At 64.7% G+C, this 26,114-nt stretch carries 23 protein-coding genes; 7 read left to right on the forward strand and 16 right to left on the reverse strand.

What is annotated here, in order from left to right:
- Positions 1-19: 19 nt before the first annotated feature.
- Complete coding sequence (locus tag LNV09_RS22130; RefSeq protein ID WP_263559231.1) at positions 20-3,598, reverse strand: indolepyruvate ferredoxin oxidoreductase family protein; 3,579 nt, start codon at positions 3,596-3,598, stop codon at positions 20-22.
- A 117-nt stretch (positions 3,599-3,715) separates the two neighbouring features.
- On the opposite strand from LNV09_RS22130, the gene LNV09_RS22135 reads away from it, so the two are divergent.
- Together LNV09_RS22135 and LNV09_RS22140 are read left to right on the forward strand one after the other, a co-directional pair.
- The gene (locus LNV09_RS22135; RefSeq protein ID WP_263559232.1) at positions 3,716-4,189 is read left to right on the forward strand and encodes an Lrp/AsnC family transcriptional regulator; all 474 of its coding nucleotides are present in this window, start codon (positions 3,716-3,718) and stop codon (positions 4,187-4,189) included.
- Positions 4,190-4,198: 9 nt separating this feature from the next.
- Positions 4,199-4,672 carry an Lrp/AsnC family transcriptional regulator gene (locus LNV09_RS22140; RefSeq protein WP_263559233.1) on the forward strand — a complete coding sequence of 158 codons (474 nt, stop codon included), beginning with the start codon at positions 4,199-4,201 and terminating at the stop codon, positions 4,670-4,672.
- On the opposite strand, the gene LNV09_RS22145 is transcribed toward LNV09_RS22140, so the two are convergent.
- Positions 4,664-5,197 (reverse strand): GNAT family N-acetyltransferase, encoded by a 534-nt coding sequence (locus LNV09_RS22145; RefSeq protein ID WP_263559234.1) that lies wholly within the window; start codon positions 5,195-5,197, stop codon positions 4,664-4,666. The genes LNV09_RS22140 and LNV09_RS22145 overlap by 9 nt on opposite strands.
- A gap of 101 nt (positions 5,198-5,298) precedes the next feature.
- On the opposite strand from LNV09_RS22145, the gene LNV09_RS22150 reads away from it, so the two are divergent.
- Complete coding sequence (locus LNV09_RS22150; RefSeq protein WP_263559235.1) at positions 5,299-6,234, forward strand: SMP-30/gluconolactonase/LRE family protein; 936 nt, start codon at positions 5,299-5,301, stop codon at positions 6,232-6,234.
- Positions 6,235-6,492: 258 nt separating this feature from the next.
- Here the strand turns inward: LNV09_RS22150 and LNV09_RS22155 are convergent, their stop codons facing one another.
- The 4 genes from LNV09_RS22155 to pdxR form a co-directional block, all read right to left on the reverse strand.
- Positions 6,493-7,065, reverse strand: a complete 573-nt coding sequence (locus LNV09_RS22155; protein ID WP_263559307.1) for a TMEM175 family protein — start codon at positions 7,063-7,065, stop codon at positions 6,493-6,495.
- A 108-nt stretch (positions 7,066-7,173) separates the two neighbouring features.
- Complete coding sequence (locus tag LNV09_RS22160; protein ID WP_263559236.1) at positions 7,174-7,566, reverse strand: rhodanese-like domain-containing protein; 393 nt, start codon at positions 7,564-7,566, stop codon at positions 7,174-7,176.
- 235 nt (positions 7,567-7,801) lie between these two features.
- Positions 7,802-8,197, reverse strand: a complete 396-nt coding sequence (locus LNV09_RS22165) for a nuclear transport factor 2 family protein (RefSeq protein WP_263559237.1) — start codon at positions 8,195-8,197, stop codon at positions 7,802-7,804.
- Between the two features lie 30 nt (positions 8,198-8,227).
- On the reverse strand, positions 8,228-9,676 hold the full coding sequence (pdxR, locus tag LNV09_RS22170; RefSeq protein ID WP_263559238.1) for a MocR-like pyridoxine biosynthesis transcription factor PdxR: 1,449 nt from the start codon (positions 9,674-9,676) through the stop codon (positions 8,228-8,230).
- A 96-nt stretch (positions 9,677-9,772) separates the two neighbouring features.
- On the opposite strand from pdxR, the gene LNV09_RS22175 reads away from it, so the two are divergent.
- From LNV09_RS22175 to LNV09_RS22185, 3 genes are all read left to right on the forward strand, one after another.
- Entirely contained in the window at positions 9,773-10,240 is a 468-nt protein-coding gene (locus LNV09_RS22175; RefSeq protein ID WP_263559239.1) for a rhodanese-like domain-containing protein, read from the forward strand.
- Positions 10,241-10,310: 70 nt separating this feature from the next.
- Positions 10,311-10,721, forward strand: coding sequence for a GNAT family N-acetyltransferase (locus LNV09_RS22180; RefSeq protein WP_263559240.1), 411 nt, complete (start codon positions 10,311-10,313; stop codon positions 10,719-10,721).
- Between the two features lie 347 nt (positions 10,722-11,068).
- Positions 11,069-11,773 carry a GNAT family N-acetyltransferase gene (locus LNV09_RS22185; protein WP_263559241.1) on the forward strand — a complete coding sequence of 235 codons (705 nt, stop codon included), beginning with the start codon at positions 11,069-11,071 and terminating at the stop codon, positions 11,771-11,773.
- On the opposite strand, the gene LNV09_RS22190 is transcribed toward LNV09_RS22185, so the two are convergent.
- The 10 genes from LNV09_RS22190 to LNV09_RS22235 form a co-directional block, all read right to left on the reverse strand.
- Positions 11,715-12,365, reverse strand: coding sequence for a hypothetical protein (locus LNV09_RS22190; RefSeq protein WP_263559242.1), 651 nt, complete (start codon positions 12,363-12,365; stop codon positions 11,715-11,717). The genes LNV09_RS22185 and LNV09_RS22190 overlap by 59 nt on opposite strands.
- A gap of 21 nt (positions 12,366-12,386) precedes the next feature.
- A complete protein-coding gene (locus LNV09_RS22195; protein ID WP_263559243.1) occupies positions 12,387-15,095 on the reverse strand; it encodes a serine/threonine-protein kinase in 2,709 nt (902 codons plus the stop codon).
- Between the two features lie 65 nt (positions 15,096-15,160).
- Positions 15,161-16,060 (reverse strand): patatin-like phospholipase family protein, encoded by a 900-nt coding sequence (locus LNV09_RS22200; protein ID WP_263559244.1) that lies wholly within the window; start codon positions 16,058-16,060, stop codon positions 15,161-15,163.
- Positions 16,053-16,739, reverse strand: coding sequence for a GNAT family N-acetyltransferase (locus LNV09_RS22205; RefSeq protein WP_263559245.1), 687 nt, complete (start codon positions 16,737-16,739; stop codon positions 16,053-16,055). The genes LNV09_RS22200 and LNV09_RS22205 overlap by 8 nt, the downstream gene beginning before the upstream one ends.
- Before the next feature lie 76 nt (positions 16,740-16,815).
- Positions 16,816-17,367, reverse strand: coding sequence for an ECF-type sigma factor (locus LNV09_RS22210; RefSeq protein ID WP_263559246.1), 552 nt, complete (start codon positions 17,365-17,367; stop codon positions 16,816-16,818).
- A complete protein-coding gene (icmF, locus tag LNV09_RS22215; RefSeq protein WP_263559247.1) occupies positions 17,364-20,654 on the reverse strand; it encodes a fused isobutyryl-CoA mutase/GTPase IcmF in 3,291 nt (1,096 codons plus the stop codon). The genes LNV09_RS22210 and icmF overlap by 4 nt, the downstream gene beginning before the upstream one ends.
- Before the next feature lie 163 nt (positions 20,655-20,817).
- Positions 20,818-22,050, reverse strand: coding sequence for a cyclic di-GMP phosphodiesterase (locus LNV09_RS22220; protein ID WP_263559248.1), 1,233 nt, complete (start codon positions 22,048-22,050; stop codon positions 20,818-20,820).
- Between the two features lie 167 nt (positions 22,051-22,217).
- Positions 22,218-23,849: a GDYXXLXY domain-containing protein gene (locus LNV09_RS22225; protein ID WP_263559249.1), complete on the reverse strand. Its 1,632-nt coding sequence runs from the start codon at positions 23,847-23,849 to the stop codon at positions 22,218-22,220.
- Positions 23,846-24,847, reverse strand: coding sequence for a DUF2157 domain-containing protein (locus LNV09_RS22230; protein ID WP_263559250.1), 1,002 nt, complete (start codon positions 24,845-24,847; stop codon positions 23,846-23,848). Before LNV09_RS22230 ends, LNV09_RS22225 begins: the two co-directional genes overlap by 4 nt.
- Before the next feature lie 53 nt (positions 24,848-24,900).
- On the reverse strand, positions 24,901-25,116 hold the full coding sequence (locus LNV09_RS22235) for a YgdI/YgdR family lipoprotein (protein ID WP_263559251.1): 216 nt from the start codon (positions 25,114-25,116) through the stop codon (positions 24,901-24,903).
- Between the two features lie 223 nt (positions 25,117-25,339).
- Here LNV09_RS22235 and LNV09_RS22240 point away from each other — a divergent pair, with 223 nt between their 5' ends.
- Complete coding sequence (locus LNV09_RS22240) at positions 25,340-25,978, forward strand: ANTAR domain-containing response regulator (protein ID WP_263559252.1); 639 nt, start codon at positions 25,340-25,342, stop codon at positions 25,976-25,978.
- Positions 25,979-26,114 lie beyond the last annotated feature (136 nt).

The raw sequence follows: 26,114 nt of genomic DNA on the forward strand, positions 1-26,114 counted from the left end.
AAACCCATCGAGCCTTGCCTCAGAGTTCCGCCACGCTCTTGATGCGCTGCTGCGGCAAAGCCACCACCTGCTCGGTGGCCGCTGCTGCCCGACCATGGAAGCGATCCAGCAAAGCCTGCTGCTTGGCCCTTACCGTCACGACATTGGCATGTTTGACATGGCCGTAACCGCGGATCTGCTCGGGCAAGCGGGCCAGTTGCACGGCCAGCTCCAGCTTGTCCGCGCTCAAACCCGTCAACAACTCATTGACCAGGCTCTCATAGTCGCCGATCAGGCGGCGCTCCATGCGGCGCTCATCGGTCTTGCCAAAAATGTCCAGTGCACCGCCGCGCAAGCCCTTGAGCTTGGCCAGCAGCTTGAAGGCCTTGAAGGTCCAACTGCCCAGCTCTATCTTCTTGGCGCGGCCGTCGGCACCCGGCTTGGAAATCAAGGGCGGCGCGAGGTGGAAGGAGAGGGAGGCCCAGTTTTCGAACTGCGCCTTCATCGCAGCCTCAAACGTGCCGTCGGTATACAGCCGCGCAACCTCGTACTCGTCTTTGATCGCCAGCAGTTTGGCGTAGTAGCGCGCCACCGACTTGCTCAAGCGCTCGGTCTTGCCGGCTTCACCCAAGGCGGCCTCGGCTTGGCGAACCTTGCTCACCAGACTCAGATAGCGCTGCGCATAGGCGCTGTCCTGGTAGGCCGTCAGGTGGCTGGCGCGGCGAGCGAGCAGGCCGTCTTCACCGTCAAGACGGTCGAAATTGAGAACTTGTATGACCTGGCCCAACTTGCCGGCCAAGCAGCGCAAGGCCTCGGGATTCGCGATCGCCAAACGACCCAGCGCAAACGCGGTCTTGTTGCCTTCGACCGCCACGCCGTTGAGCTCCATTGCGCGAATCAGCGCCGCTTCGCTCAGCGGCACCAGGCCGCGCTGCCAGCAAGCACCTAGCATGACGATATTGGCCGGCATGGTGTCGCCCATCAGCTCTTGAGCGATCGCCTGCGCGTCGATGCTGCTCATCAAGCTGGCGTCGCCGCCGACCGCATGCAGCATCTTGGCCAGCAGCGACTCGCCTTGCAGGCTGGCATCCGGGTTGCGCACAAAGGCTGCCGTCGGCAGCTCATGCGTGTTGGCCAGCACGACCGTACGGCCAGGCTTGACGGTGCCCAAGGCATCGGGCGAGGCGCCGACCACCATATCGCAGGCCAACAAGACGTCCGCCTGCTGGGTGTCGATGCGCACCTGATTCAGCAGGTCTTGCGTCGGCGCCACGCGCACAAAGCTCAAGACCGAGCCGCCTTTTTGCGCGAAGCCCATGAAGTCCAGCACCGAAGCCTGCTTGTGCTCCAGATGCGCGGCCATGCTGATCAAGGCGCCGACCGTGACAACGCCTGTGCCTCCGACGCCAGTCACCAGCAAGTCAAACGGGCCAGTCCAAGCCCAGGGTGCGGGCGCGGCAATGGCCGCGATTTCGCGCGCCAGATCGGCGGGCGTGAAGCCGGCGCCGGCGCGTTTTTTCAGCTGTGCGCCGTGCACCGACACAAAGCTCGGGCAAAAGCCATTGACGCAGGAGAAATCCTTGTTGCAGCTGCTCTGCTCGATCTGGCGCTTGCGGCCGAAGTCGGTCTCCACCGGCACGACAGACAGGCAGTTGGACGCCTGGCCGCAGTCACCGCAGCCCTCGCAAACCGCTTGGTTGATGAAGATGCGCTTGGGCGGATCGACCATTTCCTTCTTCTTGCGCCGGCGGCGCTTCTCGGCCGCGCAGGTCTGGTCGTAGATCAGAATCGTGACGCCCTCGATCTCGCGCAACTCGCGCTGCACCGCGTCGAGTTCGCTGCGGTCATGAAACGTCGTGCCGGCAGGGAACAGGCCGTGGTGGCCGTCGTACTTGCCAATTTCATCGGACACCACGACCAGGCGCTTGACGCCCTCGGCCTCGACCTGGCGCGCGATCTGCGGCACGCTGGTCTGGCCGTCGACCGGCTGGCCGCCGGTCATCGCGACGGCGTCGTTGTAGAGGATTTTGTACGTTATGTTGGTCTTGGCCGCAATCGCTTGGCGGATCGCCAGATAGCCGGAGTGGTAGTAAGTGCCGTCGCCCAGGTTCTGGAACACATGCTTTTCGGTCGTGAAGCGGCTGTGCGCCGCCCAGTCCACGCCCTCGGCGCCCATCTGAATCAGGCCCGAGGTGCCGCGCTCCATCCAGCTGGCCATGAAGTGGCAGCCGATGCCGGCCAAGGCGCGCGAGCCTTCGGGCAGCTTGGTCGAGGTGTTGTGCGGGCAGCCCGAGCAAAAATAGGGCTGGCGGCGCACGCCGTCGGCGGCATTGGAGAGCAGGCAGGGCGTGAGGAAGTCCACCACCAGATGACGGCGATCTAGTGCCGGATTCAAGCGGGCCAGCCAGTCGGCGACCGTCGCCATGATGCGTGATGGCCGCAGCTCGCCCAAGGCGCTCAGCACCGCCGCGCCATGCTCATCCGTCTTGCCGATCACATGCGGGCGCTGCGCGTCGGGCAGGTGGTAGAGCAGCTCCTTGATCTGGCGCTCGACGACTGGCGCTTTTTCCTCGATCACCAGCATATCGGTCAGGCCCCGTGCGAACTCGGCCATGCGAGTCGCTTCGAGCGGGAACACCAGGCCGACCTTGTAGACGCGCACACCGGCAGCGGCCAAGGCGTTCGGGTCCAGGTCCAGCCGGCGCAAGACCTCCATGAAGTCGTAATGCGCTTTGCCGACGGTGACGATGCCTAAGGTCGCGGCGGGGCTGCTGACGATGTGCTTGTCGATGCTGTTGAGCTTGGCAAAGGCCTTGACGGCGTTCAGCTTGTGCTCAAGCCGAGTCTCCAGCTCCAGCGAGGGCAGGTCGACCGCGCGGATATGCAGGTCAACCGGCGGCACATGATCCACCGGCAATTCGAAGTCCAGCGGCACGCCGTCCAGATCGACCGTCATGCCACTTTCCACCACCTCCGAGATCGCCTTGAAACCGACCCAGGTCGAGGAGAAGCGGCTCAGCGCCCAGCCGTAAAGCCCGAACTCCAGATACTCGGCCACATTGCCCGGATGGACGATGGGCATGTGCCAGGCTTGCAAGGCCAAATCGCTCTGGTGCGGGGTGCTGGATGAGACGCAACCATGGTCATCGCCGCAGACCACCAGCACGCCGCCTAACTTCGAAGTGCCGTAGACATTGCCATGCTTGAGCGCGTCGCCGCTGCGGTCCACGCCGGGGCCCTTGCCGTACCACATCGCGAATACGCCGTCTGCAGTGCGCTTGGGATCGAGGGCGACCCGCTGCACGCCTAAGCAGGCGGTGGCTGCGAGGTCTTCGTTGATGGCGGGCAGGAAGTTGACCTTGGCCGCGTCGAGGAACTTCTTGGCCTTCCAGAGTTGCTGGTCGACCATGCCCAGCGGGCTGCCGCGGTAGCCGGAGACGAAGCCGGCGGTGTGCAGGCCTTTGCTTTCGTCCTGCGCTTTTTGCGCCAGCAGCAAGCGCACCAAGGCTTGGGTGCCGGTCAGAAAGACCGCGCCGGAGGTGGCGGCCAGGTTGTCCGAGAGCTTGTAGTCCCGCAGGGCTTGCGCGTCATCTAGGGCGGGGGTTTTGATGTCGGACATGGGCTCTCCTGGCGGCAATGGGCTGGCGAGATTTTTCATCAAGTCAGCAAGTGTTTGTTGCCCGCATTGCCACTGTCAAGCATTCAAATGAGAGAATTCAACTCAAAGAGGTGGTAAATGGAGAATCAACGTTTTGATAGGGCGAGCCGGCAGATTCTTGCGGCTTTACAGGATGACTGCCGGCAGAGCACGCAGGCGCTGGCCGACAAGGTGGGCTTGTCGGCCACGCCGGTCTGGCGGCGTATCAAGGAGCTGGAAGACAGCGGCGTGATCCGCCGCCATGTGGCGCTGGTGGACCGCGAAAAGCTGGGCCTGAATATCTGCGTGCTGGCTAACGTCAGCCTGGTGCGGCATAGCGAAGGGGCTGTGGAGCAGTTCGAGCGCCTGGTGCTGGCCAGCCGCGAGATCATCGAATGCCACGGCATCACCGGCGAGGCCGATTACGTGATCAAAGTGGTGGTGCCCGATATGAAGGCCTATGACCTGTTTCTGCAGGGCCAGATCTTCAAGGTGCCGGGCGTGGCCAGCGTGCGCAGCAATGTGGTGCTGCGCGAGGTCAAGTATGAGACGGCGCTGCCGGTTGACGCTTAGGCTTGCTCTATGCCCGAACTGGATAAATTCGACCGCCGCATCCTCGAGATGCTGCAAGATGACGCGCGCATCAGCTCGGAGCTGATAGCTGCCGAGGTGGGCCTGTCGGCGACCGCCGTGCAGCGCCGCATCAAGAAGCTGCGCGAGGACGGCGTGATCGTCGCGCAGGTGGTGGTGCTGGAGCCGCGAGCACTCGGGCGCGGCGTGACGGCGCTGATCGAGGTCACGCTGGCCGAAGCCAGCCGCGAAGCGGTGATCGACGGCTTCAAGCGCCGCATGGCTGAGCAGGCCGAGGTGCAGCAATGCTATTACGTGGCCGGCGAAAGCGACTTTGTGCTGATCGTGACGGCGGTCGATATGGCCGACTACGAGCTGTTGACCCGGCGCTTGTTTTTCGACGACAGCAATATCAAAAAGTTCCGCTCCACCTTTGTGCTGGAGGCGAGCAAGCGCAGCCTCAGTCTGCCGGTCGTTTCAATCTAGATTCAAGTCACATTGATAGGCGAGGAGTTCGGGGTCTTTGCCTCGCAGCGCTTCCGACGCGGCCGGGTCTAAACGCACAAAGCCGCATTTCTCCAGCACCCGGGCGGAGGCCTGATTGGCCGGGCTGACCACGGCGACCAGGCGCCGCAGACCCAGTTCTTGCAATGCCCAGGCCTTCATTTGAACGACCGCGGCGGTTGCCACGCCGGCACCGGCCTGGTCTTGCCCAACTCGGTAGCCGAGCTCGGCCACGCCGGCCAGCGCATCCACGTCTTTCAAATTGGATCGGCCGATAATGACGCCGGCTTCGTCCAGCAGCAGGGCGGGAAACCAACGCCCTTGGGCATGAGACGCCAGCAGCTCGGCGATATGTTGCAGGGTGCCGTCGGGGGTGTAGAAGGCTTCCCCGCGCGGGGCAACATGCTGCTCGAACCAGCCCCGGTTGCGGCTTTCAAAGTCCAGCAGCGCTGGGCAATCGGCCGGCGTCAGCAGGCGTATCTTGACGGTTTTCTTGATGGTCTTCATGCCTGTATTTTGAAGTGGAATCAGCCCAGTACGCAGTTTCGCGGCGCGCAGCTTCAAAGATTCGCCGCGCCGCTGCGCCTGAGTTTGCCGACAATTTCGGCATGACGACCCCACACCTCACCCCCACTCCCACCCTCAATCCAAGCCCCTTCGAAATTCTTGACCCTCGCTTCGAGGACTGCGTGCGCAGCAGCGCCCAGATCGAGCAGCTCTACACCGGCTGCCGCTGGGCCGAAGGGCCGGCCTATTTCCCGGCGCTGCGCTCACTGGTCTGGAGCGACATCCCGAATGAGCGCATGCTGCGCTTTGACGAATGCACCGGACAAGTCGGCGTGTTCCGGCAGCCGAGCGGCTATAGCAATGGCAATACCGTTGACCGCGAGGGTCGTTTGATCAGCTGCGAACATGGCGGCCGGCGCGTCGTGCGCACCGAACATGATGGCCGCCTCACCGTGCTGGCCGACCGTTATCGGGGCCGGCGCCTGAACAGTCCTAATGACGTGGTCGTCAAGTCCGACGGCACGATCTGGTTCACCGACCCGAACTACGGCATCACGTCCAACTACGAAGGCGTCAAGGCCGAGCAGGAGCAGCCCGGCTGCTATGTTTACCGCCTTGACCCCCTAACCGGCGATCTGCGCGTGGTGGCGGATGATTTCAAGGGCCCGAACGGACTGGCGTTTTCGCCCGACGAGCGCACGCTCTACATCGTCGACACCGAGCAGGACTGCGGCTTGATGCGGCGCTTCACGGTCGCAGAGGACGGCGTGAGCTTGAGTGGTGGCGAGACCTTCATCACCTGCGAGAGCGGTTTTTATGACGGCTTTCGCTGCGATGACGAAGGCCGCATCTGGACCAGTGCCGGCCGAGCCATCCACTGCCACTTGCCGGACGGCACCTTGATCGGCCGCATCAAGATGCCCGAGCGCGTCTCCAACCTGGTTTTCGGTGGTCCCAAGCGCAATCGACTCTTCATCTGCGCCACCACTTCGCTTTACGCGGTCTTGCTGGCGGTCGATGGGGCCAAGACCTTCTGAAAGTTCGCGATCAAGTCTCGCTGTGCAAGCCTAGATTCGGTAGTTGGGCGCGCCTGAGTGCGATGCGATGCGGTGCGCTGGCGAGGCGCGACGAGGACGCAGGCTGATGCCCGCGAGGAGAAGTAACAACGCCAGCGTGCCGTAGCGCGGCGCAACCGGGTGCGTAGCGCTGCAACCCCAATGGTGAAGGCGATCGAAGCGACTTTCGTCAGCAGGCATCGGATTTTGTTGGCAAAAGTGAGCGATCGACTGCCGATCCTAGGGTAACTGCCGCTCAATACGGCGATCCGGCAGCAGCCACATCGCGGCGACGGCCAAGTAGAGCGCAAGCGCCAGAGCGACGTGGACGAAAGCCAGTGCAATCGCAAGCAGATAGGCGATGATGGAAATCAGGCCCTTGACGTCGCGCCCGAGCGCCTTGGCCAGCGAAGAGTCCGGGCCATGCTGATTCACCAAGACTCGCGCCAGCAGGTAGTAGGCCAATCCCGCCATCAGCAAGATAAAGCCGTAAAGCGCCACCGGTAGCGGGCCCCAATGGTTCTCGCCCATCCAGCCGGTAGCAAAAGGGACCAGCGAGAGCCAGAACAGCAGATGCAAATTTGCCCACAAGGCGGTGCCCGACACTTTGCTGCTGGCGTGCAGCAGATGGTGGTGGTTGTTCCAGTAGATACCGACATAGATGAAGCTCAGCAGATAGCTGAGCAAGACCGGAATCAGCGGCTGCAGCGCCGCCAAGTTGTCGCCATGCGGTACCTTCAACTCCAGCACCATGATGGTGATGATGATGGCGATCACGCCGTCGCTGAAGGCTTCAAGTCGACCCTTGGCCATGCCCACGCCTGCGCTTGCTGTCATTCCTGCTGCTCCTTGCCGACGAAACTGCCAGCTCGAGCGGCACTTTAGTTCAAGCAGCGCACTTGGTCCCTGTCGGCTTTGGGGTCAATGCTCGATCGCTTTGCCCATTTTTTTGCCCAGCGCAATCGCCCCGCCGCCGTTGCGTACATTGGTGTAGCCCATGCGTTGCAGCAGGCCTAATGCTTGCTCGGCGCGGCCGCCCGAAGAGCAGTACAGCACGATGGGCGCGTCATGGTCGGGCGCCATCTGGGCGACCAAATGACTCATCTGCGGCAGCGGCAGGCAATGCGCATCAGGGAGATGGCCGGCCATGTATTCGGCATAGGAGCGCACATCGATCAGCAGCGCATCCTCTGGCAGCGCTTGTTCGCGCTGCGTGGCGCCGGCATGCGGTTGATCGGATTCATGGTGGTAGTGCGGCTCTTCTTGCGCAGCCATTTGCGCGTCAATCGGTAAGTAGAACGATGCCCAGGTCATGATGGTCTTCTCCTAAAGCGCAGGGTCGACGGGCTCTAGAGCAAAAGATGTGGCTAGGCCAAGCAGGCTGCCTTGATCTTGCTGTGAGCCGGCCCCTGTTTTACATCAAGTGCCCAGACTTGGCGAGTGGGAATTCAGTGCCCGCTCTGTCCGTGGGCCCGCGTGTGAAATATTGTCGCTTTCCGGCCAATCCGGTGACTTGCCCTTCAAGGGGCGACTGCCCTCCCGTAACTCATCAATTGCGCGCCATTGACTGCAGCATTTCGCCCATCTTCTGGTGCAGCAAATTGATCGCCTTGAGCGGCCGTATCATGACCTTAAAGTCGCAGATGCGGCCGGCTTCGTCCCAGCGGATGATGTCGACGCCATTGATTTCAATCCCGTCCACCTCGGCGATGAATTCCAGCATGGCGTCCCGAGGCCCGACGATCTCTCGCAAGTAGCGGAACTTGCCCGGCTTGAGCAGCACTTGCAGCGCACCTGCCAGGTACATGCGGGTCAAGGCCTTGCCCTGCTGCGGTTTGTGCACCACGGGCGAATGGAAGATCACGTCGTCGGCCAGCAGCTCGTCGAGCGCCTGCGCGTCGGCACTGTCGATGATGTGATGCCAAAGTTTCAAGGTGTCCAACATAAGTTCTCCGCTGTGTTTGCCTAGCCTATGCTATATCTTCGCCAGCTGCTTCACGGCCGCCTGAATCTCTGCCGGCGTCAGCGCAGCAAAGCCCAGCAGCCACCCATCTTGCTTCAACGGCCCCAGGTACAGACCGCTTAAAACTGGCGTCAGCAGGCCCAGGCGGGCGGCTCTTTGTGTGAGCCTCAGCTCTTCGCCAGGCGGCAGCAGGGCGGTTATTTGCAGGCCCCCGACGCTGGGCTGCGGGCGCAGCCAGCCGCCTACCTTCGACTGCAGCTCGTTCAAAAGCAGCTCGCGACGCTGGCGGTAGAGCTGGCGCATCAGGCGCAGATGCGCGGCGAAATGGCCTTGGCTGATGAAGTCGGCCGTGACGGCCTGGGCCAGTTGCGCGCTGTGGCCGTCTTGCACGCTGCGAGCTACTCGCAGTGGTGCGATCAGCTCGCGCGGCACCACCATATAGGCCAGGCGCAGGGACGGAAACAAGGCCTTGGAGAAGGTCCCCAAATAGAGCACCCGCCCAGGCTCTTGCTCGGCCTGCATGCCTTGCAAGGCAGGCATCGGCCGCCCGTCATAGTGGAACTCGCTGTCGTAGTCATCCTCGATCAACCAACAGCCTGCGCGCTTGGCCAGATCCAGCAACTGCAGGCGTCGCTGCAGGCTGAGCGCCACGCCGCTAGGGTATTGGTGCGAGGGCGTCAGATAGATCAGCTTTGGGCTCGGTCCCTCGCCCGGTGGCTGCAAGCCTTGCTGATCTACCGGCACCGGCTGCAGCAGCGCGCCAGCGGCCGCAAACGCGGTGGCCGCGCCCCGGTAGCCGGGCTCTTCCATCCAAACGCGGTCACCCTCGTCCAGCAAGAGGCTGGCCAGCAACTGCAAGGCTTGTTGGGAACTGGTCAGCACCAGCACCTGTTCAGCGTCGCAACGCAGCCCGCGCGACTGGCGCAGGTATCCGGCGATGGCCTCGCGCAGCTCCGCGCGGCCTTGCGGGTCGCCATAGCCCAAGAGCTGGTGCCCTTGGGGGCCGTTCAAGCGGCGGGCCTGTAACTGGCGCCACCGCTGCACCGGGAAGGCTCGCAGATCCGGGCTGCCGGCGGCGAAGGGCAGGGGCAGCTGCGGGTCCTCACAGCTGCCGCCCGCGACGATGCGCTGGCCACGCTCGGACAGGCTCAAGGGTGCCGCCACGGCGAGTTTGGCTTGGCGCTGCTCGCTCGTGAAGCCATTGAAAGCCACAAAGCTGCCCTGGCCGACGCTGCGTCGCAGATAGCCCTCGGCCTCCAGTTGGGCGTAGGCTGCTTCAACCGTCACGCGTGACAGGTTGAGGTCCTTCGCGAGTACGCGGCTGGCCGGCAGCCGCTCCGCTTGCCGCAGTTCGCCCTTGTGCATGGCTTGGCGCAAGCTGGCGCAGAGTTGCTCACGCCGGCCCAGGCCTTGTTGAGCTTCGCGCTCAAAAAGCTGCAACCACAGCCTGGGTTTGTCCATTGGTCTTATGAATTGTATTGAATGGGTCTCAATGCTAAGGCCAAATCGCCTGACACTGCCTGCTCCTATCCACCAAGAGCTTGCCCTCTCCACCTCATGAGCACGAATGAAAACCTTGCACCCGCGTCGGTGCTGCTGTCCTATCCTGCGCCCAGCCCGGCCGAGAGCGCCGCCTTCATGCTGGCCAAGCTGAACTATCACGCTGATGCTTGGGATGTGGCCGAAGACTTGAGTGCCGGCGTTGATGCCATCGTCGTCGTCGACACCCGCGCCGAAGCCCATTACGCCGCCGGTCATGTGCCCGGTGCCGTCAATCTGCCGCACCGCCTGATGGATGCCGCCAGCACCGCGACGCTGGACCGCAGCAAGACCTACATCTGCTACTGCGACGGCATAGGCTGCAACGGCTCCACCAAGGGTGCCTACAAGCTTGCCAGTTTGGGCTTCAAGGTCAAGGAAATGCTCGGCGGCCTGGACTTCTGGAAGCGCGACGGTCATCCGGTCGCCACCGGCAGCGAGCCCGGCAGTTTGCGCGGTGCGGCGCTGATTGTCTGTGCTTGCTGAGCCAGGCAAGCGCCTCGGTGATCGCAAGCTGCCTAGCATTCGCCTAGCCCGGCCGGGCGAGTCCGCAGACATGGCGCAGTTGAGCCAGCTCTGCGTTGAACATGCCGAATACGAAGGCCTGCCGCCCTGTCTGGATGCGGACTTCGGCGCGCGCCTGGCACAGGCCATTGGCGCCGGTCGCTTGCATGTCTGGCTGGCGCAGCAGGGCGAACAAACACTCGCCTATGCCAGCGCGAGCCTGGATTTTTCAACCCTCGCGGCCCAGCCTTTTGTGCAGATGGACTGCCTTTACCTGCGCCCGGCCGCGCGTGGGCAAGGCCTGGGTGCACGCTTGCTGCACACCGTGGCGGACTTCGCGCGGGAGCGGCGCTGCCGGGCCATGCAATGGCAGACGCCGCTGTGGAACGAGGGCGCGACGCGCTTCTATCTGCGCCAAGGTGCGATGGCGCTGAGCAAAACGCGCTTCAGTTTGGCGCCGTGAGCTGGTTTGCCTTGCGGCATGTCCGCCGCAGGGCTTCAGCTCTACATGCTGCGGCCGATACAGCCCGTCCTCCTCGAACAGCGACAAAGTGATCTGGCTCAGCCAGCATGTGCGCAACACATCCATCAACATCTCGAAGATATTTTTGTTGGCGATGACGGCCTGCTGCAGGCGCAGTAACTGGGCGGCGCTGTGCTTCGCGCCCTGCATTGCACCCCGCTTCGTGCGTCCCTCGACGCCCATCTGATGTTGCAGGCCACTGGCTGGGCTTGGCGGCTTTGCTGGCGCCAATCCGATTGCTGAAGTGATGCCGCCCTTGTCGTGTGCGGCCACTTGAGGAATTTGTGATGCGCCTGCTGCCCCTCGCCAAATCTCCACCTGTCGCGCTCGAGTTCGAGCGCGCATGCGAGCGCGAAGGGCGGCCTTGCCGCCTGACCTTGCGCCCGATCCGGCCGGACGATGGCGCCCGGCTCGCGCTGCTGTTCGATCAGATGTCGGCCGCGGCGCGGCGGCAGCGCTTTCATTGCGCCAGCCGCGGGCCATCGGCAGCCAGCTTGCTGGCGATGAGCTGCGTGGACTTTGAGCACGACAGTGCCTGGGTGGTGAGCCGCTTCGACGGCGAGGACGAATCCCTGGTGGCTGAGGCGCGCTGGCACCTCGACGAACAGAACCCGGCCGGCGATACGGCCGAGTTTGCGCTGGCGGTCAGCGATGCGTTCCAGCACCAAGGCCTGGGCTCGCAACTGATGGTGCTGCTGGAGCAGGACGCCGCCGCGCACGGGGTGCGCTGCCTGCGTGGCGAGGTGCTGAGTAGCAATGCGCAGATGCTGGCGCTGATGCAGCACCTGGACTACGAGTTGCTGGAGGAGCGCGGCGCCGCCCAGACGGTCATGGTCGAGCACTGGCTGGCGGCGCCGCAGTGCCGCTCATTCTGGGCAGCCTGCAGCCGGGTCTGGGCGCGCCTGTGCCGGCGCGCCGCCCCCCGTGTGATGCTCACTGGCCCAGAATCAGGCGCTGCTGCACGATCACAGGCAGCGTGCAGGCGATCCTGAAGCTCGCGGCCACCGCTGGCGCGGCCGGCTCGCGCGGGACGATGCGGCCCTGCACGTCCAACGCGAGCAGCCAGTTGCCACCTTGCACGCTAGGGCTGAGCGGGAACTGCGCCACCTGTGACACGGCGGGCAGGCTGCCGCTGGCGAAACTGATCTGCAGTTGCTGCCCGACCGTGTCATAGAGCATGGACCCGCGGTAAATCGTCGAAATTACACGATTGACCTGGATCCCGTTCAGCGCCAACGGGGCCAGCATGCGCAGATCGGCCACGGCCAGGTTGTTGTTGATCATCCTCATTGAAGTGCCGGTGGGACCATAGAGCAGAGGTGCAAAGGCGCCGCCTGCGACCAAGCCGGGCGGCAAGGCGTCGCCCCGCTTTTGCGACATGCCCAGGCCGCCGCCAGATCCAGTGCAAGGTGGGCCGGGAGGGCAGGCGGCGGCGGGCACGACATGCCAGCAGTCCAGAGGCGCCGTGGGGTTGCCGCCGGTGCCCGCAGCGGGCACTTGGGCGCTGACGCCTGCGGCGGTCGTGGTTATGCCGGCGAGCAGCAGGCGGCGGGTGAGGGTTCGGATGCGAAGGGCGGGTTTCATGCTTGGACTTTCGTTAGGTTGCTAAAGGACCACAGGCAGTTCCGCCCATGGCAGGGGGGAGTGGGATGAGGCGGGCCGCGCCAGCCAGTCGAGCCAGCGGGGCGCATCGGCCTGGCTGCCGATCTGCAGGCGCAGCGCGTCGCGGTCGGCGGGCGAGATGGCGCGGCCCTCGGCCTGGGCCAGGTAGGCGCGGGCAACCTGGGTGAAGGGATGCTCGGCGCCCAGGCTGCCGGCCAGCAGCGGTTCGGCCTCGGCCCAGAGCGCGCGCGCTTGTGCGAGCTGGCCGGCGCGCGCCCGCGCGCAACCCAGCAGTACGCGTGTGGCGGCGGTGCTGCTGTGCTTGGCGGATGTGAGCGCTATTTGCTGCTCCAGCGTTGTTTGCAGCACCGCCGTGGCCTCGGCCAGCCAGGCGGGCTGGCCGCTGCGCAGCAGGGCTTCACCGAGGAAGCGGCGTATCTGCTCGGTGCGGCTGCTGTGTCCCTCGCGCTGCTCCGCGCCGGCCAGCAGGCGGCGCAGCTCGGGCACGGCTTGCGCGCTGCGGCCCTGGTAGATCAGCACTCGGGCGGCCAGCAGCTCGGCGTGGGGCGTGCGCCAGGCGTCGCCGGGACCTCCGCCTCCGCCTCCGCCCCCGCCGCGCAGGCGCTCTATCCACTGCTGCGTCTGTTCGAAGCGGCCCAGGCGCAGCGTGGCGTAGGCCAGTTCGCTGACGGTGGACACGGTCAGGCTGTGGTCGGGCCCCAGGCGCTGCAGCATCTCGGCATGGCTGCGGGCCAGTTGGTCGGCGCCGTCGGCAAAGCGTCCGGCCCAGGCGTCGAGCGTGCCGAGCTGCATCTCGGCGTTGAGTCGCTCGACGGTGCCCGCCGAACCGCGTTGCAAGTTGAGCTGCACGGCACGCATCAGGTGTTCGCGGGCGGCCTGCATCTGGCCGTTCATGCGGGCGGTGGTGCCCTGACCCTGCGCCGCCCAGGCCAGCCATTCGGCTTCGGTCACGCCGGCTTGGCGCAGCAGCTGCTCGGCGCGGGCGAAGTCGGCTTGTGCTTCCGGCAGGCGGCCACTGTTCATCGCCATTTCGGCCTGCAGCAGCAGGGCGCGGCCGGGCAGGTCGGGCCGGGCTTGCGCCAGCGGGCCGGCCAGGCGTGCCAGGGTCCGGGCCGCGTCGTCGGGGCGCTCGCCCTTGATCTGCGCATCCGCCAGGCGCCACAGCAGCTCGGCCTGGGCGGCGGGCTCGCCGGCGGCTTCAGCGCTCTTGAGCGCGGCCTGCCAGTTGCTTAGGGCGGGTTCCAGGGCGCCGATGTCCTGGTAGAGCTGGGCCATGCGCCGCACCACGCTGCGCCGGGTGCCGGGGTCGAGCGCGGCTTCGGTGGCCAAGTAGGCCTGCCCGCGGTCCAGCAGTTCGCGGGCGCTGAACTGGCGATTGGCCGCGTTCTCGGGTGCCATGCCGGCGAACAGGCTTTGCAGCAGGCCGTCCACGGCCTGGGCGCGCTCGGTGCTCAGGCGCGCGGCCTGCTGCTGGCGCCAGGCCTGCAGTCCGGCCACGCTGCTGCCGGCCAGGCCCAGGGCCAGCAAGGCCAAAGGGAGACGGTGGCGCTGCAGGCCGCGCCCGAGCACATAGGCCAGGCTCGGGGCGCGCGCCCGCACCGGCCGATGCGCCAGGTGGCGGCGCAGGTCGTCGGCCATGTCGGCCGCCGCGGCATAGCGGCGCGCCGGATCGCGCTGCAGCGCCTTGCTGATGATGTTGTCGAGGTCGCCGCGCAGCGCCCGGCTCAGCTTGGCCCGGGAGTAGCCGGGCAGCCAGCCCTCGGCAAGCTGTGCCGAGGGCTTGGGCAGGGGGGCTTCCAGCGCGGCGCGCAGCAGGGCAGCCAAGCCCATGCCGGGCATCAGATACGGGTGGCGGCCGGTGAGCAGCAGCTGCAGCAGCAAGCCGAGCGCGTAGACATCGGTGGCCGTAGTGACGCCGCTGTCCTGTAACTGCTCAGGCGCGGCGTAGCCGGGGGTCAGGCGGGCTTCGGCGCGCTGGGTGGGCAAGGTCTCGTCCGGGTCGGCGTCCAGCAGTTTGGCAATGCCGAAGTCGAGCAGCTTGACCTGCCCGTCCTCGCTCACCAACACATTGGCAGGCTTGAGGTCGCGGTGCACGATCAGATGGCGGTGCGCATGGGCGACGGCGTCAAGCAGGGCGATCATCAACTGCAGCCTGGCCCGCAGGTCCAGGCCGTGCTCGCTGGCGTAGCGGTCGATGGGCAGGCCTTGCACATGCTCCAGCACCAGGTAGGGCTGACCCTGGGAGGTGATACCGGCATCCAGCAACCGGCCGATATGGGGGTGGGCCAGCCGCGCGAGGATCTGCCCCTCGCGTTGGAAGCGCTCGGCGGCGTGGCTGCTGGCCAGGCTGAGGTTCAACAGCTTGACGGCAGCCTGGCCCCGAAAACGGCCGTCATCGCGTTCGGCCAGCCAGACGCTGCCCATGCCGCCTTCGCCGATCAGCTGCAGCAGCCGCCACGCGCCCAGGCGCTGGCCGGCCAGGGGCGTGCTGAACACGCTGCCTGCGGCGGGCCGCTCCAGAAAGCTGGCGTGCTCGCCCTCGGCATGAGCCTGCAGCAGGACTTGCAATTCGGCGGCCAGCGCCGGGTCCTGGGCGCGCAATTGCTCGAGCAGCGTCGCGCGCGCTGAGCTTGGCGCATCCAGCACGGCATCGAGGTGCGGCTGCAGGGTCTGCCAATGGCTGGGGATCATGGCGGCGGGCGCTCCGTGCTTGTGCGGTGGCTGCGGTGACCGGTGGCCGCTGGATTGTGACCGTCTCAGGCCGCCAGGTACAGGGGGGCGACACCGCCTCTTCGTTCGGCCGGCGGCTGGCTTTGCGCGCGCAGCAGCGCATGCAGGCGCGGCAAGGCGGCCTGCGCGGCCTCGCGCCCGAGCTGCAGCAGATAGGGCATGGCGGCCGTGTCGAACAGACCCACGCGCCGGTCCAACTCGGGCAGCAGCAGCACGGTGCGCGCGGCATCGGCGCGTTGCAGCTGGCTGTCCAGCAGGTTGTTCGACAGCGTCGCGGTGATCTGTGTGGCCAGCCTGGAGGCGCTGCTCAGCTGGCGCGGCCGCGGGACTCGAAAGCCCAGCGCCAGCACCACCTCCGGCCCCGGCACAGCGGCCAGCGGCAGCGGGTCGGACAGGCTGCCGTCCACCAGCAGCTGGCCGGCATGGCTGTGCGCCGCGAACAAAAAGGGCAAGGCCATGCTGGCGCGCAGGGCGCTGGTGAGCGAGCCTTCGCGCAAGAGCACACCCGCGCCGCTGCGGGCGCAGGTGGCTTGTGCCGCAAACGGCAGGGGCAGGTTCTCGATACGCTGGTTGCCAAAGGCTTCGTGGAGACGGGCATTGATCAGGCGGTCGTCACGCATTGCGAACTGTGCATCGAAGCCGGCCAGTCGGGGAGCGGCGATTTGCAGCCAGGCCAGCAGCCGGCGTTGGCGGGTGACCTCGGGCGACCACAGGCGGGTGGCGCGCTCGATCGCTTCCTCGGCACGCAAGCCGCAGGCCAGCAGCGCGCCGAAGATCGCGCCTGCGCTGCAGCCCACCACGCGCGCCGGCCGCAGGCCCTCGCGCTCCAGCACCTGCATCAGGCCTAGGCTGGCAATGCTCTTGACCCCGCCGCTGCCCAGCACCAGAGTGAAGCCGCCTGAGGCTCGGGTGTGCGGGCTAAACATGGAAGTCCTCCGCATCGAACTGCAGGCCGGCCGGTGTGACGCTGTGCCAGCGTGGCCAGCGCATGCGCTGGGGCTGGGCGCGAAAGCGGTAGTGCAGGCGCAGCCAGGGGCTGCCCGGCGCGGCGGCTGCGCATTCGAAGCCGAGCTTGCTGGCGAGTTGCCGCGCGTCCGCATTGGCCTCCAGGGCATGCAGACTGAGGCCGTGCAGACCCTGCTGCTGGGCGCCACGCAGCAGCGCTTGCAGCAGGTGGCGACCCAGGCCCTGGCCTTGGCAGCGTGTCCGCACGCAAAGGGCCAGCAGGCCTTCGCGGCGGCTGGCGGCCGGCGTCCAGCGGCCCTCGGCCAGGGCGCGCTCGCGCTCCTGGCCGGGCAGCCGCTCGGTGATCAGCCAGCCCTGGCCGACACCCGCGCTCAGTGCCACCTGTTCAGCCACCTGCGGCTCGCTCAGCGAGCGCGACTGACCCAGGAAGCGGTTGAAGCGGGCCGCCTCGGAAAGCCCGTTGTTCCAGAGCGCGCCGAGCAGCTCGGCGTCACCCGCGCCCTGGGGGCGCAGCTGCAGATAGCGGCCCTGGGGATCGACCCAGCTGGACAGCGGCGAGGACGCCGCCGATGCTGATGAGGCCAGCGGCGCAAGCGGCGCAGGAGGCGCGAGAGGGGGCGAGAGAGATAGGGAAGGCATAGCGGTCTCCGATGTTCAAGGTTGCTCACCTGTGAAGTCGGAATCCGCCGGCAAAAGCCGCCACGCTCAGCAAAAACTATTTCAAGGCCAGGCGCAGCAAGAGCTTGGCCTTGTCCCACTGGCGCTGGGCGGTGCGCTCGCTGACACCGGTGAGGGTGGCAATCTCCACCAGCGGGATGCCGCAGAAGAACTTGAGATCCACCAGGTGCGCCAGGGCGGGCTCGTGCTGGGCGAGTTCATCCAGGGCCTCACTCAGGCCTTCGAGTTCCTGCGGCCCGGCCACTTGCTCCGCCAGCTCGGTGTTCAGGCTGGTGATGTCGAGCCCGCCGCCGCGCTTGTCGGCATGGCGGGCGCGCACATGGTCGATCACCAAGCCGCGCATCGCCCGCGCCGCGTAGGCCATGAAGTGGGCTTGGTCCTGGAAGCCTGAATCGCCACCGCGTTGCAGGTCCAGAAAGGCCTCGTGCAAGAGCGTGGTGGCGCTCAAGGCCGCCAGCGCACCAAAGCGGCCCGCCTCGCGCCGCGCAATGCGGTGCAGCTCTTCGTAGAGCGCGGCGAAGAGCTCAGCGCGCGCGCCGGGGTCGCCACCCTCGCAGCGCTGGATCAGCGTGGCGAGCGCGGCGCTCACATGCTGCGCCGATACTGCCCGCCCACCTCGAACAGCGCCGAGGTAATCTGGCCCAGCGAGCAAACCCGCACGGCATCCATCAGCACCTCGAAGACGTTTTTGTTGTCGATGACGGCCTGCTGCAAACGCTGCAATTGGGCGGCGCTGTCGGCGGCATGCGTGGCGTGGAAATCACGCAGGCGGTGCAGCTGGGACTGTTTTTCTTCGTCGGTGGAGCGCGCCAGCTCGATGCTTTCCATGACTTGATCGCCATGCGGGTTGCGGAAGGTGTTGACGCCGATGATGGGGTACTCGCCGGTGTGCTTGAGCATCTCGTAATGCATGCTCTCTTCCTGGATCTTGCTGCGCTGGTAGCCGGTTTCCATGGCGCCCAGCACGCCGCCACGTTCGGCGATTTTCTCGAACTCGCTCAGCACCGCTTCTTCCAGCAGCTCGGTCAGCTCCTCGATGATAAAAGCGCCTTGTGAGGGGTTCTCGTTCTTGGCCAGGCCCCATTCGCGGTTGATGATCAGCTGGATCGCCATCGCGCGGCGTACCGATTCTTCGGTCGGCGTGGTGATCGCTTCATCGAAGGCATTGGTGTGCAGGCTGTTGCAGTTGTCGTAGATCGCGATCAGCGCCTGCAGCGTGGTGCGGATGTCGTTGAACTGGATCTCCTGCGCGTGCAGGCTGCGGCCCGAGGTCTGGATGTGATATTTGAGCTTCTGGCTGCGCTCATTGGCGCCGTATTTGTCGCGCATCGCCACCGCCCAGATGCGCCGCGCCACGCGGCCCAAGACCGTGTACTCGGGGTCCATGCCGTTGCTGAAGAAGAAGCTCAGGTTCGGCGCGAAGTCATCGATATGCATGCCGCGCGCCAGATAGGCTTCGACAAAGGTGAAGCCATTCGACAGCGTCAGCGCCAACTGGCTGATCGGATTCGCGCCGGCCTCGGCGATGTGATAACCGCTGATCGAGACGGAGTAGAAATTGCGCACATTGTGGTGCACGAAGAACTCGGCGATATCGCCCATCACCTTCAGGCTGAACTCGGTCGAGAAGATGCAGGTGTTTTGGCCCTGGTCTTCCTTCAGGATGTCGGCCTGCACGGTGCCGCGCACATTGGCCAAGACCCAGTCCTTGATCTTGGCGGCTTCGTCAGCGGTCGGGTCGCGGTGGTTGTCGGCCTTGAACTTGGCGAGGTTCTGGTCGATCGCGGTGTTCATGAACATCGCCAGAATCGTCGGCGCCGGGCCGTTGATCGTCATCGACACCGAGGTCGTCGGGCTGCACAGATCGAAGCCGTCGTAGAGCACCTTCATATCGTCCAGCGTCGCGATGCTGACGCCGGAGTTGCCGACCTTGCCGTAGATGTCCGGGCGCGGTGCGGGGTCGGCGCCGTAGAGCGTGACCGAGTCGAAAGCGGTCGACAGGCGCTTGGCCGGCATACCGGAGCTGACCAGTTTGAAGCGGCGGTTGGTGCGGAAGGCATCGCCTTCGCCGGCGAACATACGGGTCGGATCTTCGCCCTCGCGCTTGAAGGCGAATACGCCGGCGGTGTAAGGGAAGCTGCCGGGCACGTTCTCCAGCAGCAGCCATTTCAGCAGCTCGCCATGGCATTCATAGGCCGGCAACACGACCTTGCGGATCTTGGTGCCCGAGAGGCTGGTGTGAACGAGGTTGGTGCGGATTTCCTTGTCGCGGATCTTCACCACATATTCGTCGCCGCCGTAAGCCTGCTGCATATCGGGCCATTGCTTGAGCAATTGGCGGGCCGGGGCGTCCATCTGCGCTTCGCGCGCTTCGGCCAAGTCGCTCAAGGCCATACGCGCGCCTTGCTTGTCGGGGTTGGCTTCCAGCAGCATGCGTGAGCTGCCCCAGAGTTGCTGGATCTCGCGCGCCAACGTTGCTTGTTGACGAGCGCGCTTTTTGTAGCCGCGCACGGTGTCGGTGATCTCGGCCAGATAACGCACACGTGCCGCGGGCACCACCGGGGTCTGATGGGTGCTGTGGCGGGTGCTCACTTGCGGCAAGCGGCCTTCTTTCAACTCCAGGCCGAGCTCGGCCAGGCGCGGCTTCAAGGCTTGGTAGAGCGCAGTCACGCCGTCATCATTGAAGCGACTGGCCATCGTGCCGAAGACCGGCATCTGGTCCGGCGCCGTGGTCCAGGCTTCCTTGTTGCGCTGCACCTGTTTGGCGACATCGCGGATCGCGTCGAGCGCGCCCTTGCGGTCGAACTTGTTGATCGCGACGAACTCGGCGAAGTCCAGCATGTCGATTTTTTCGAGCTGGCTGGCCGCGCCAAACTCGGGCGTCATCACATACATCGGCACATCGACATGCGGCACGATGGCCGCGTCGCCCTGGCCAATGCCTGAGGTCTCGACAATGATCAGGTCGAAGCCGGCGACCTTGGCCGCGGCGATCGCGTCGGGCAGGGCAGGGGAGATCTCGCTGCCGAAGTCGCGGGTAGCGAGGCTGCGCATGAAAACTCTTTGACCCTGACTCCAAGGGCCGATGGCGTTCATGCGGATGCGGTCGCCGAGCAGCGCGCCGCCGCTCTTGCGGCGTGATGGATCGATCGAGATCACTGCCACGCGCAGGCCATCGTTCTGGTCCAAGCGCAAACGGCGGATCAGCTCATCGGTCAGGCTGGATTTGCCGGCGCCACCGGTGCCGGTGATGCCCAGCACGGGCACCTTGATGCTCTTGGCGGCGGCTTGCAACTCGGCGACCAGCGCCGCGTCGGCCTTGTCGTTCTCTAAAGCGGTGATCAACTGGGCCAGTGAGCGCCAAGCGCCTTCGCCATGGCCTTGCAAGCTGCTCAAGGCTTTGGGCGCATAGACGCTGAAGTCTTGGTCGGCCTTCATCACCATCTCGCCGATCATGCCTTGCAGGCCCATGCGTTGGCCGTCTTCTGGGCTGAAGATGCGCACGCCATGTTCGGCCAGATCGCGGATCTCGGCCGGCACGATCACGCCGCCGCCGCCGCCGAAGACCTGGATATGCTCGCCGCCGCGAGCCTTCAGCAACTCGACCATGTATTTGAAGTACTCGACATGGCCGCCCTGGTAAGAGCTGATGGCGATGCCTTGCGCGTCTTCTTGCAGTGCTGCGGTGACGACCTCGTCGACCGAGCGGTTGTGGCCGAGGTGGATCACCTCGACGCCCATGCCTTGCAGGATGCGCCGCATGATGTTGATGGCGGCGTCATGGCCGTCAAACAGACTGGCGGCCGTCACAAAGCGCACCTTGTTGGACGGGCGATAGTTGGCGAGGGCCTTGTATTCGGCGGACAAATCGGTCATGGCAGGTCTCCAGCGGCAATGGCTAATGTCATCAGGCTTGCCGGTTTTTAACAGCAAAACTGCGGTGATTCTAGGGCTTGATTGACGTTTACGTAAACGTCAGTTTGGGGCCGGCAACATTGTGGCGAGCAATTAAATGAACCCGACCCCATTTAAAGGGTGTTCAGTTGCTGCTGGGCTGTTGCCAGATATCTTCCAGATAGGTGAAGCCCCAATCCGAGGGGGTTTCGCGGCTGACGACCTTGTCGCGGGTGCTGAGGTGCGAGAGGTCCAGGGTCAGCACGGGAATCGGTATGCTGGAGCGGGTCGAGTAGAACACCCGCACCACCGGCGCGGCCAAGCTGGCGGGGTTCAATTCGGTCACCACGGCGAGCCGGCCCGACTCCAGCTTGACCAAGCTGCCGACCGGGTAGATGCCGACGCTTTTCACAAAGGCCTTGAACACGACCGGGTCGAAATGGTCGCCCGCCCATTGCGCCATGCGCTGAATCGAGCCGGCCGGGTCCCAAGCTGACTTGTAGGGCCGGGTCGAAGTGATGGCGTCATAGACATCGCAGACCGCGCCCATGCGGGCCAAGAGGCTGATCTGCTCGCCTTTGAGTTTTTGCGGGTAGCCGCTGCCGTCCATTTTCTCGTGGTGGTGCAGGCAGACATCCAAGGCGCCTGCCGGCACCGACGCGCCTTGTTTGAGCATTTGGTAGCCGCGCAGCGGATGCGAGCGGATCACATTGAACTCGGCATCGCTGAGCTTGCCCGGTTTGTTCAAGACATCCAAAGGCATTGCCATCTTGCCGATGTCGTGAAGCAGGCCGGCCAGGCCGGCCTCGCGGGTTTGTTCATCGCTCAAGCCCAGTTGTTTGGCCAAAGCCACCATCAAGGCGCAGACCGCCACCGAATGCATATAGGTGTAGTTGTCCTTGGTCTTCAGCCGCGCCAGGCTGATCAAGGCGGAGGGATTACGCGAGACCGAATTGCTGATTTCTTCGACGATGGGCAGGCATTGGTCGGCGTCCAAGGCCTTGCCCAGACGCGCCTCGCCAAACATCGAGGTGACCGCCTCGCGCGAGCGATTCACCAGGATGTTGGCGCGGGCCATTTCGGCGGCCATGCTGGTGGGCGCGCGTTCGCTCAACGGTGGGCTCGGCTTGGGCTTTGGCGGGTCTGTCGGCTCTAGGGCTTGGACTGCGGCAATGGCAGCACTTGCCTCGCTGACATCCAGGCCGCGCTCGGTATCAATCACCAGCATGGGCACGCCGCTGCTCAGCAAGGCGGCCAAATCAGCTTGTTCTTGCAGCAAGAACTTGGTCTTCCAAAAGGAATGAGCCAGCCAAGAGCCTTCCAGCGACTGGATAAACATGCCGATGCGGACTTGTTGGACGGATATTTTCTTCAGCATCAAATGAACATGGGCAGCACGCTCGTTGCGAGGTCGAGCCGGTATTCTGTCCTTAAGCGCTGCCGGCCGGCGGGCAGTACTGGGGCCTGTTTCATTGGCAAATTGAGCTGAAACGAGGGGCAGGAAAATGAACCTGACCCCAATTTAAAGTTTGCAGGCCAGCGACCTCATGGCGCTATGCGCTGCAGCTTGGCGTCGGCCAGTCCGACCAGCAAGGCTTGGCCATCGGGGCGGACCCTGAACTCGCCGTATTTGGCCGCTTGCCAGCGCGCACCATCGCCTTCGCGGAAGTACCAGGCATCGCTGACCAGCGTCCAGCCGCCGTTGCGGGGGCTCAGCTCCATCAATTGCTCGTCGGCGGCCAGCGCCTTGCTCGTAGCACCCGGCTCATGCAAGCCTTGCACCAGCGCGACTCCGCGCGTATCGACCTTGAGCACCACTCGCGGACGTTCGGCGCCAAGCCGGTACATATTGGCCGCATTGATGTCGGCGCCTAAATCGTAATTCAGGCGCATAAAGTCGCCTTGCATCAGCGAGCGCGGGTCAAGCGGCGCCAGTGCGACAAAGAGCGGTCGTCCCTCGCTGATCAGGCGCTGCTTTTGCCAGATGCCGGTGTTGACGAGCGCCAAGCTCAGCAAGCCGCCACCCAAGAGCCAGGCGGCAGCGGGCCTGCGTTTGAGCTGTGTTTGAGCGCTTGCCGTGACGACAGCTTTGTCTTGGCCGCGCGCTGCCAGCGAGGCGAAGAGCGCCAGCAAGGCCGCAGCGGCAGCCAAGACCGCCGCCTTGCTGCTCAGGGGCCAGCTGAGTTGATAGTAAGACGCGCCCACAACCCAAACTGCAGCCAAAGCACTGCTCATGGACAAACCCCAGCGCCGCGTCGAGCTCGACCATGCCAGCAGCATCAAGAGGCCACCCAGGCAAGGCAACCAGAAACAAAGACCGGCGAGCACCAGCGCCACGGCGACGGGCAGCGGCCGGCGCAGGTCCGGCCAAGCCTGCATGGCCAGGGCAAAGCCGCCCAGCGCGAAAGCGACGGCAGCTGCCTGATAGGCCCATCGCAGGCTTAGGGGCGGGTTCAACTCTGGTCCGAAAAATCCCTGTTCAAGGGCAGCAAAACTGCCCAGGGCCGCGAGACCCAAGACCAGCATCGAGAGCCAACCGGCGACAAATGCCTCCAGCAGCGCAGCCTTGGCCGCATGCCTGCCGTGTAAGAAAAAACGCTGCTGCAAGAGCAGTGCGCCCAGGCCTAAGGCCAGACCTGTATGCAAGATCAGCCAATACGCCCCCAGGCCCTCGTGCTGGCTCAACCCTGTCGGCACCAGCATCAAGCAGAAAAACAGTCCGGCCGCCGCCCCCAGCAAGACGCGCAGCCAAGCCTTGTCGATGGCTACTGCCAGCCCCAAGCTGGTGATCAGCAGCAAAGCCGAGGCGACAGATTCGTGCAGGTCACGGTAGAGGCCCAAGGACAGAGTCAGCGCCGCGCTGAGCAGCAAGGGAGCGGCCAATTGCTCAAGGAACAAGGCCGCCGAGTTCGAGCGCAAGATCACGGCTGCCGCCACCAGCATCAGCAGGCCGACAAAATAAGCTCCGGCGCCCTGCGTCAGCGCCGGCCCCAATAGCAGGTAGATACAGATCAGCAGCGGCACGGCCGCCAGCCAAGCCCCCAGCGCCGTCAGCAGCACCAGCGACCAGGGCCTGGCCTCGGTGCTAGGCAAAGTTGCCGAATCGGGTAACAGTCCCGCGGCAATTGCGCGCTGCAGCACTTGCGTCGACGTCAGTTCTTCAATGTGCCGGCTCATGCTGGCCGTCCTTGCTCGCTGGCATGCCGCTTGGCGAGCCGCATCAGTCCGCTGACGCTGGCCGCCAGCAGCAGGGCAGCGGCGCCGCCGACCAATAACAGCCTGAGTGGATCATTGCTGATCGAGGCATTTTCCGGGTTCAGCCATTGCGCGAATCCGAACACCAGCAAGATGTTCAGGCCCAGCGCCACCATGCTCAGCTGAGCGATGTCAAAGTTTTCAGCGCTGCGGGCGAGCAGCGCGAAAGCCAGCAAACCCATCAACAGGCCCAGCCAGTAATGCGCCATTGCTGCGGCATGAAACAAGCCGCTCAGCGCGACGGCGCTGACGAAGGCGGTGGCCAAGCCCATGGCAAAGCGCAGTGTGAGCAGGCCGGCGCCGGTCTGCCGGCGGCACAAGGGGCCAAGCAAAATCAGCATCAGGGTCACAGCGCCAAAAGCCAGTGCGTGGACCTGCAATTCCTCACGCCGGCCGGCCGGCAGCGCGCTCCAGCGCCCGCCCAAATGGGTGTTCATCCACAGCGCAATTGCCGTGGTGGTGATGGCCACCCAGGGCGCCCACAAAACATCGGAGCGTGCGCCCAAACACAGCGGCAGACCCAGGGCAGCCCAGAGCGCAAAGAGCTGCCAGGTGTCTGCGCCGGTCTGGTAGGTCTGGCCAAAAAAAGCCAGCAAGCCGCCCAAGCTCAGCAGGCAAAGCAAGGCCAGGGCCGGTCGCGCTCTTGGCCACAGTGCAGCAGCCAGGGCGCTGCTCAGCAACAAGGCTTGCAGCAGCGCAAAACGAGGCATTCGCCCCAGCTCGGCCCAGTTGGCTGCGACCCACATCAACAGGCCCAAGCCCCCTAAGCCGGCTGCCAACAGCGCCGTGCCGCGCAGCACGAACTGGCTCAAGTTGTGCGGCTGCCCATGTAATCCTGCCACGCGTTGCAGCTGCGCCGCCTGTTCGGCGTTCAAGCCATGCTTGGCCCTGAGTTGCAAGAGCAGGAGTCGTATTTTCATGGGCGCAAATAATAAGGGCGGCCAAGCCGCCCCTGTTGATCAATACACATGCCTCAGCGTTCCATGATCTGAACGACTTCGCCCTTCATGATGGTCATGCGCTTGCCCTCGGCATCACGGTATTCGTAGCTGCCGGCCTTTTCATCCAGGTCGGGCTTGCCGTGGGTGACGATCATGCGGCCTTCTTTGGTGCTCATGATGTACTGGGTCGAGCTGCAGCCAGCCAGCACGGCGAGCAGAATCAAACAAACGGGGGCAATGAATTTCATGGCTTGATCTCCTTTTGAAGTTGATTTCCGGAACCGGGCGCCGGCGGGTTTGAGTATTCCATGTTGAATACACCTCGGACCGCCGTAGGCGAGTCGAAACTCTCGTTCAGGCTCTTCATATTAGGGGCTTGATGAGCCTCAAACCTTGCGTTAGCTCAGCCGCTTGAGAATGCGGTTTTCAATCCGGCATGGAATTTGCGTCGTTTGGCATCAGATGTCCTCCATGCCAACCCATCCGCACGCAAGCCGAACTCAGACCAGCCCCGCCCAGGGGTTGCGCGTGCTGCTGATCGACGACGGCGCTCACCGCGTGCAGCTGATTCAGCAAGAGCTGGCGCGCCAAGGCTGCGAGGTGGTCGGCGTGATTGAGCAAGGCGCGCTGATCCACGACTGCGTGCTGCGCCTGAAGCCCGATGTGGTGATCGTCGACAGCGAGTCGCCGACGCGCGACACGCTGGAGAACCTCGCCACCTTGTCGGTGCAGATGCCGCGTCCGGTGGTGGTGTTCTCGGAAGATGGCGATCAGGGAACGATGCGCCGCGCGCTGCAAGCCGGCGTCAGCGCCTATGTGGTGGCGGGGCTGCAGCCGGAGCGCCTGGCCTCGGTGCTGCAAGTCGCTTGTCTGCGTTTTGAGCAAGACCTGGCCTTGCGCCAGGAGCTGACGCAGGCGCAGGCGCAACTGAGCGGGCGCAAGATCATTGAGCGGGCCAAGGGCATCTTGATGGCAGAGATGGGCTTGGATGAAGACGCAGCCTACAAGCGCATGCGTCGCTTGGCGATGGACCGCGGCTCGCCCTTGCTGGATGTGGCCGAACGCATCATTGATGCGCAATCTCTGCTGCGCTGCACCAAATTGGGCTGATTCCCGGCCAGCCATGCCATCAAAGCGTGCATGGAAGCGGACTCAGGCCAATGTTCCGGCTGGCACGACTTCTGCTAGATAGGCATTGAGACCCACAACGGCGTGGGTCACTCAAGCAAATTTTCGACGGACAACG

Source organism: Paucibacter sp. B2R-40, from assembly GCF_025717555.1.
In the GTDB taxonomy this organism is placed as follows: domain Bacteria; phylum Pseudomonadota; class Gammaproteobacteria; order Burkholderiales; family Burkholderiaceae_C; genus Paucibacter_A.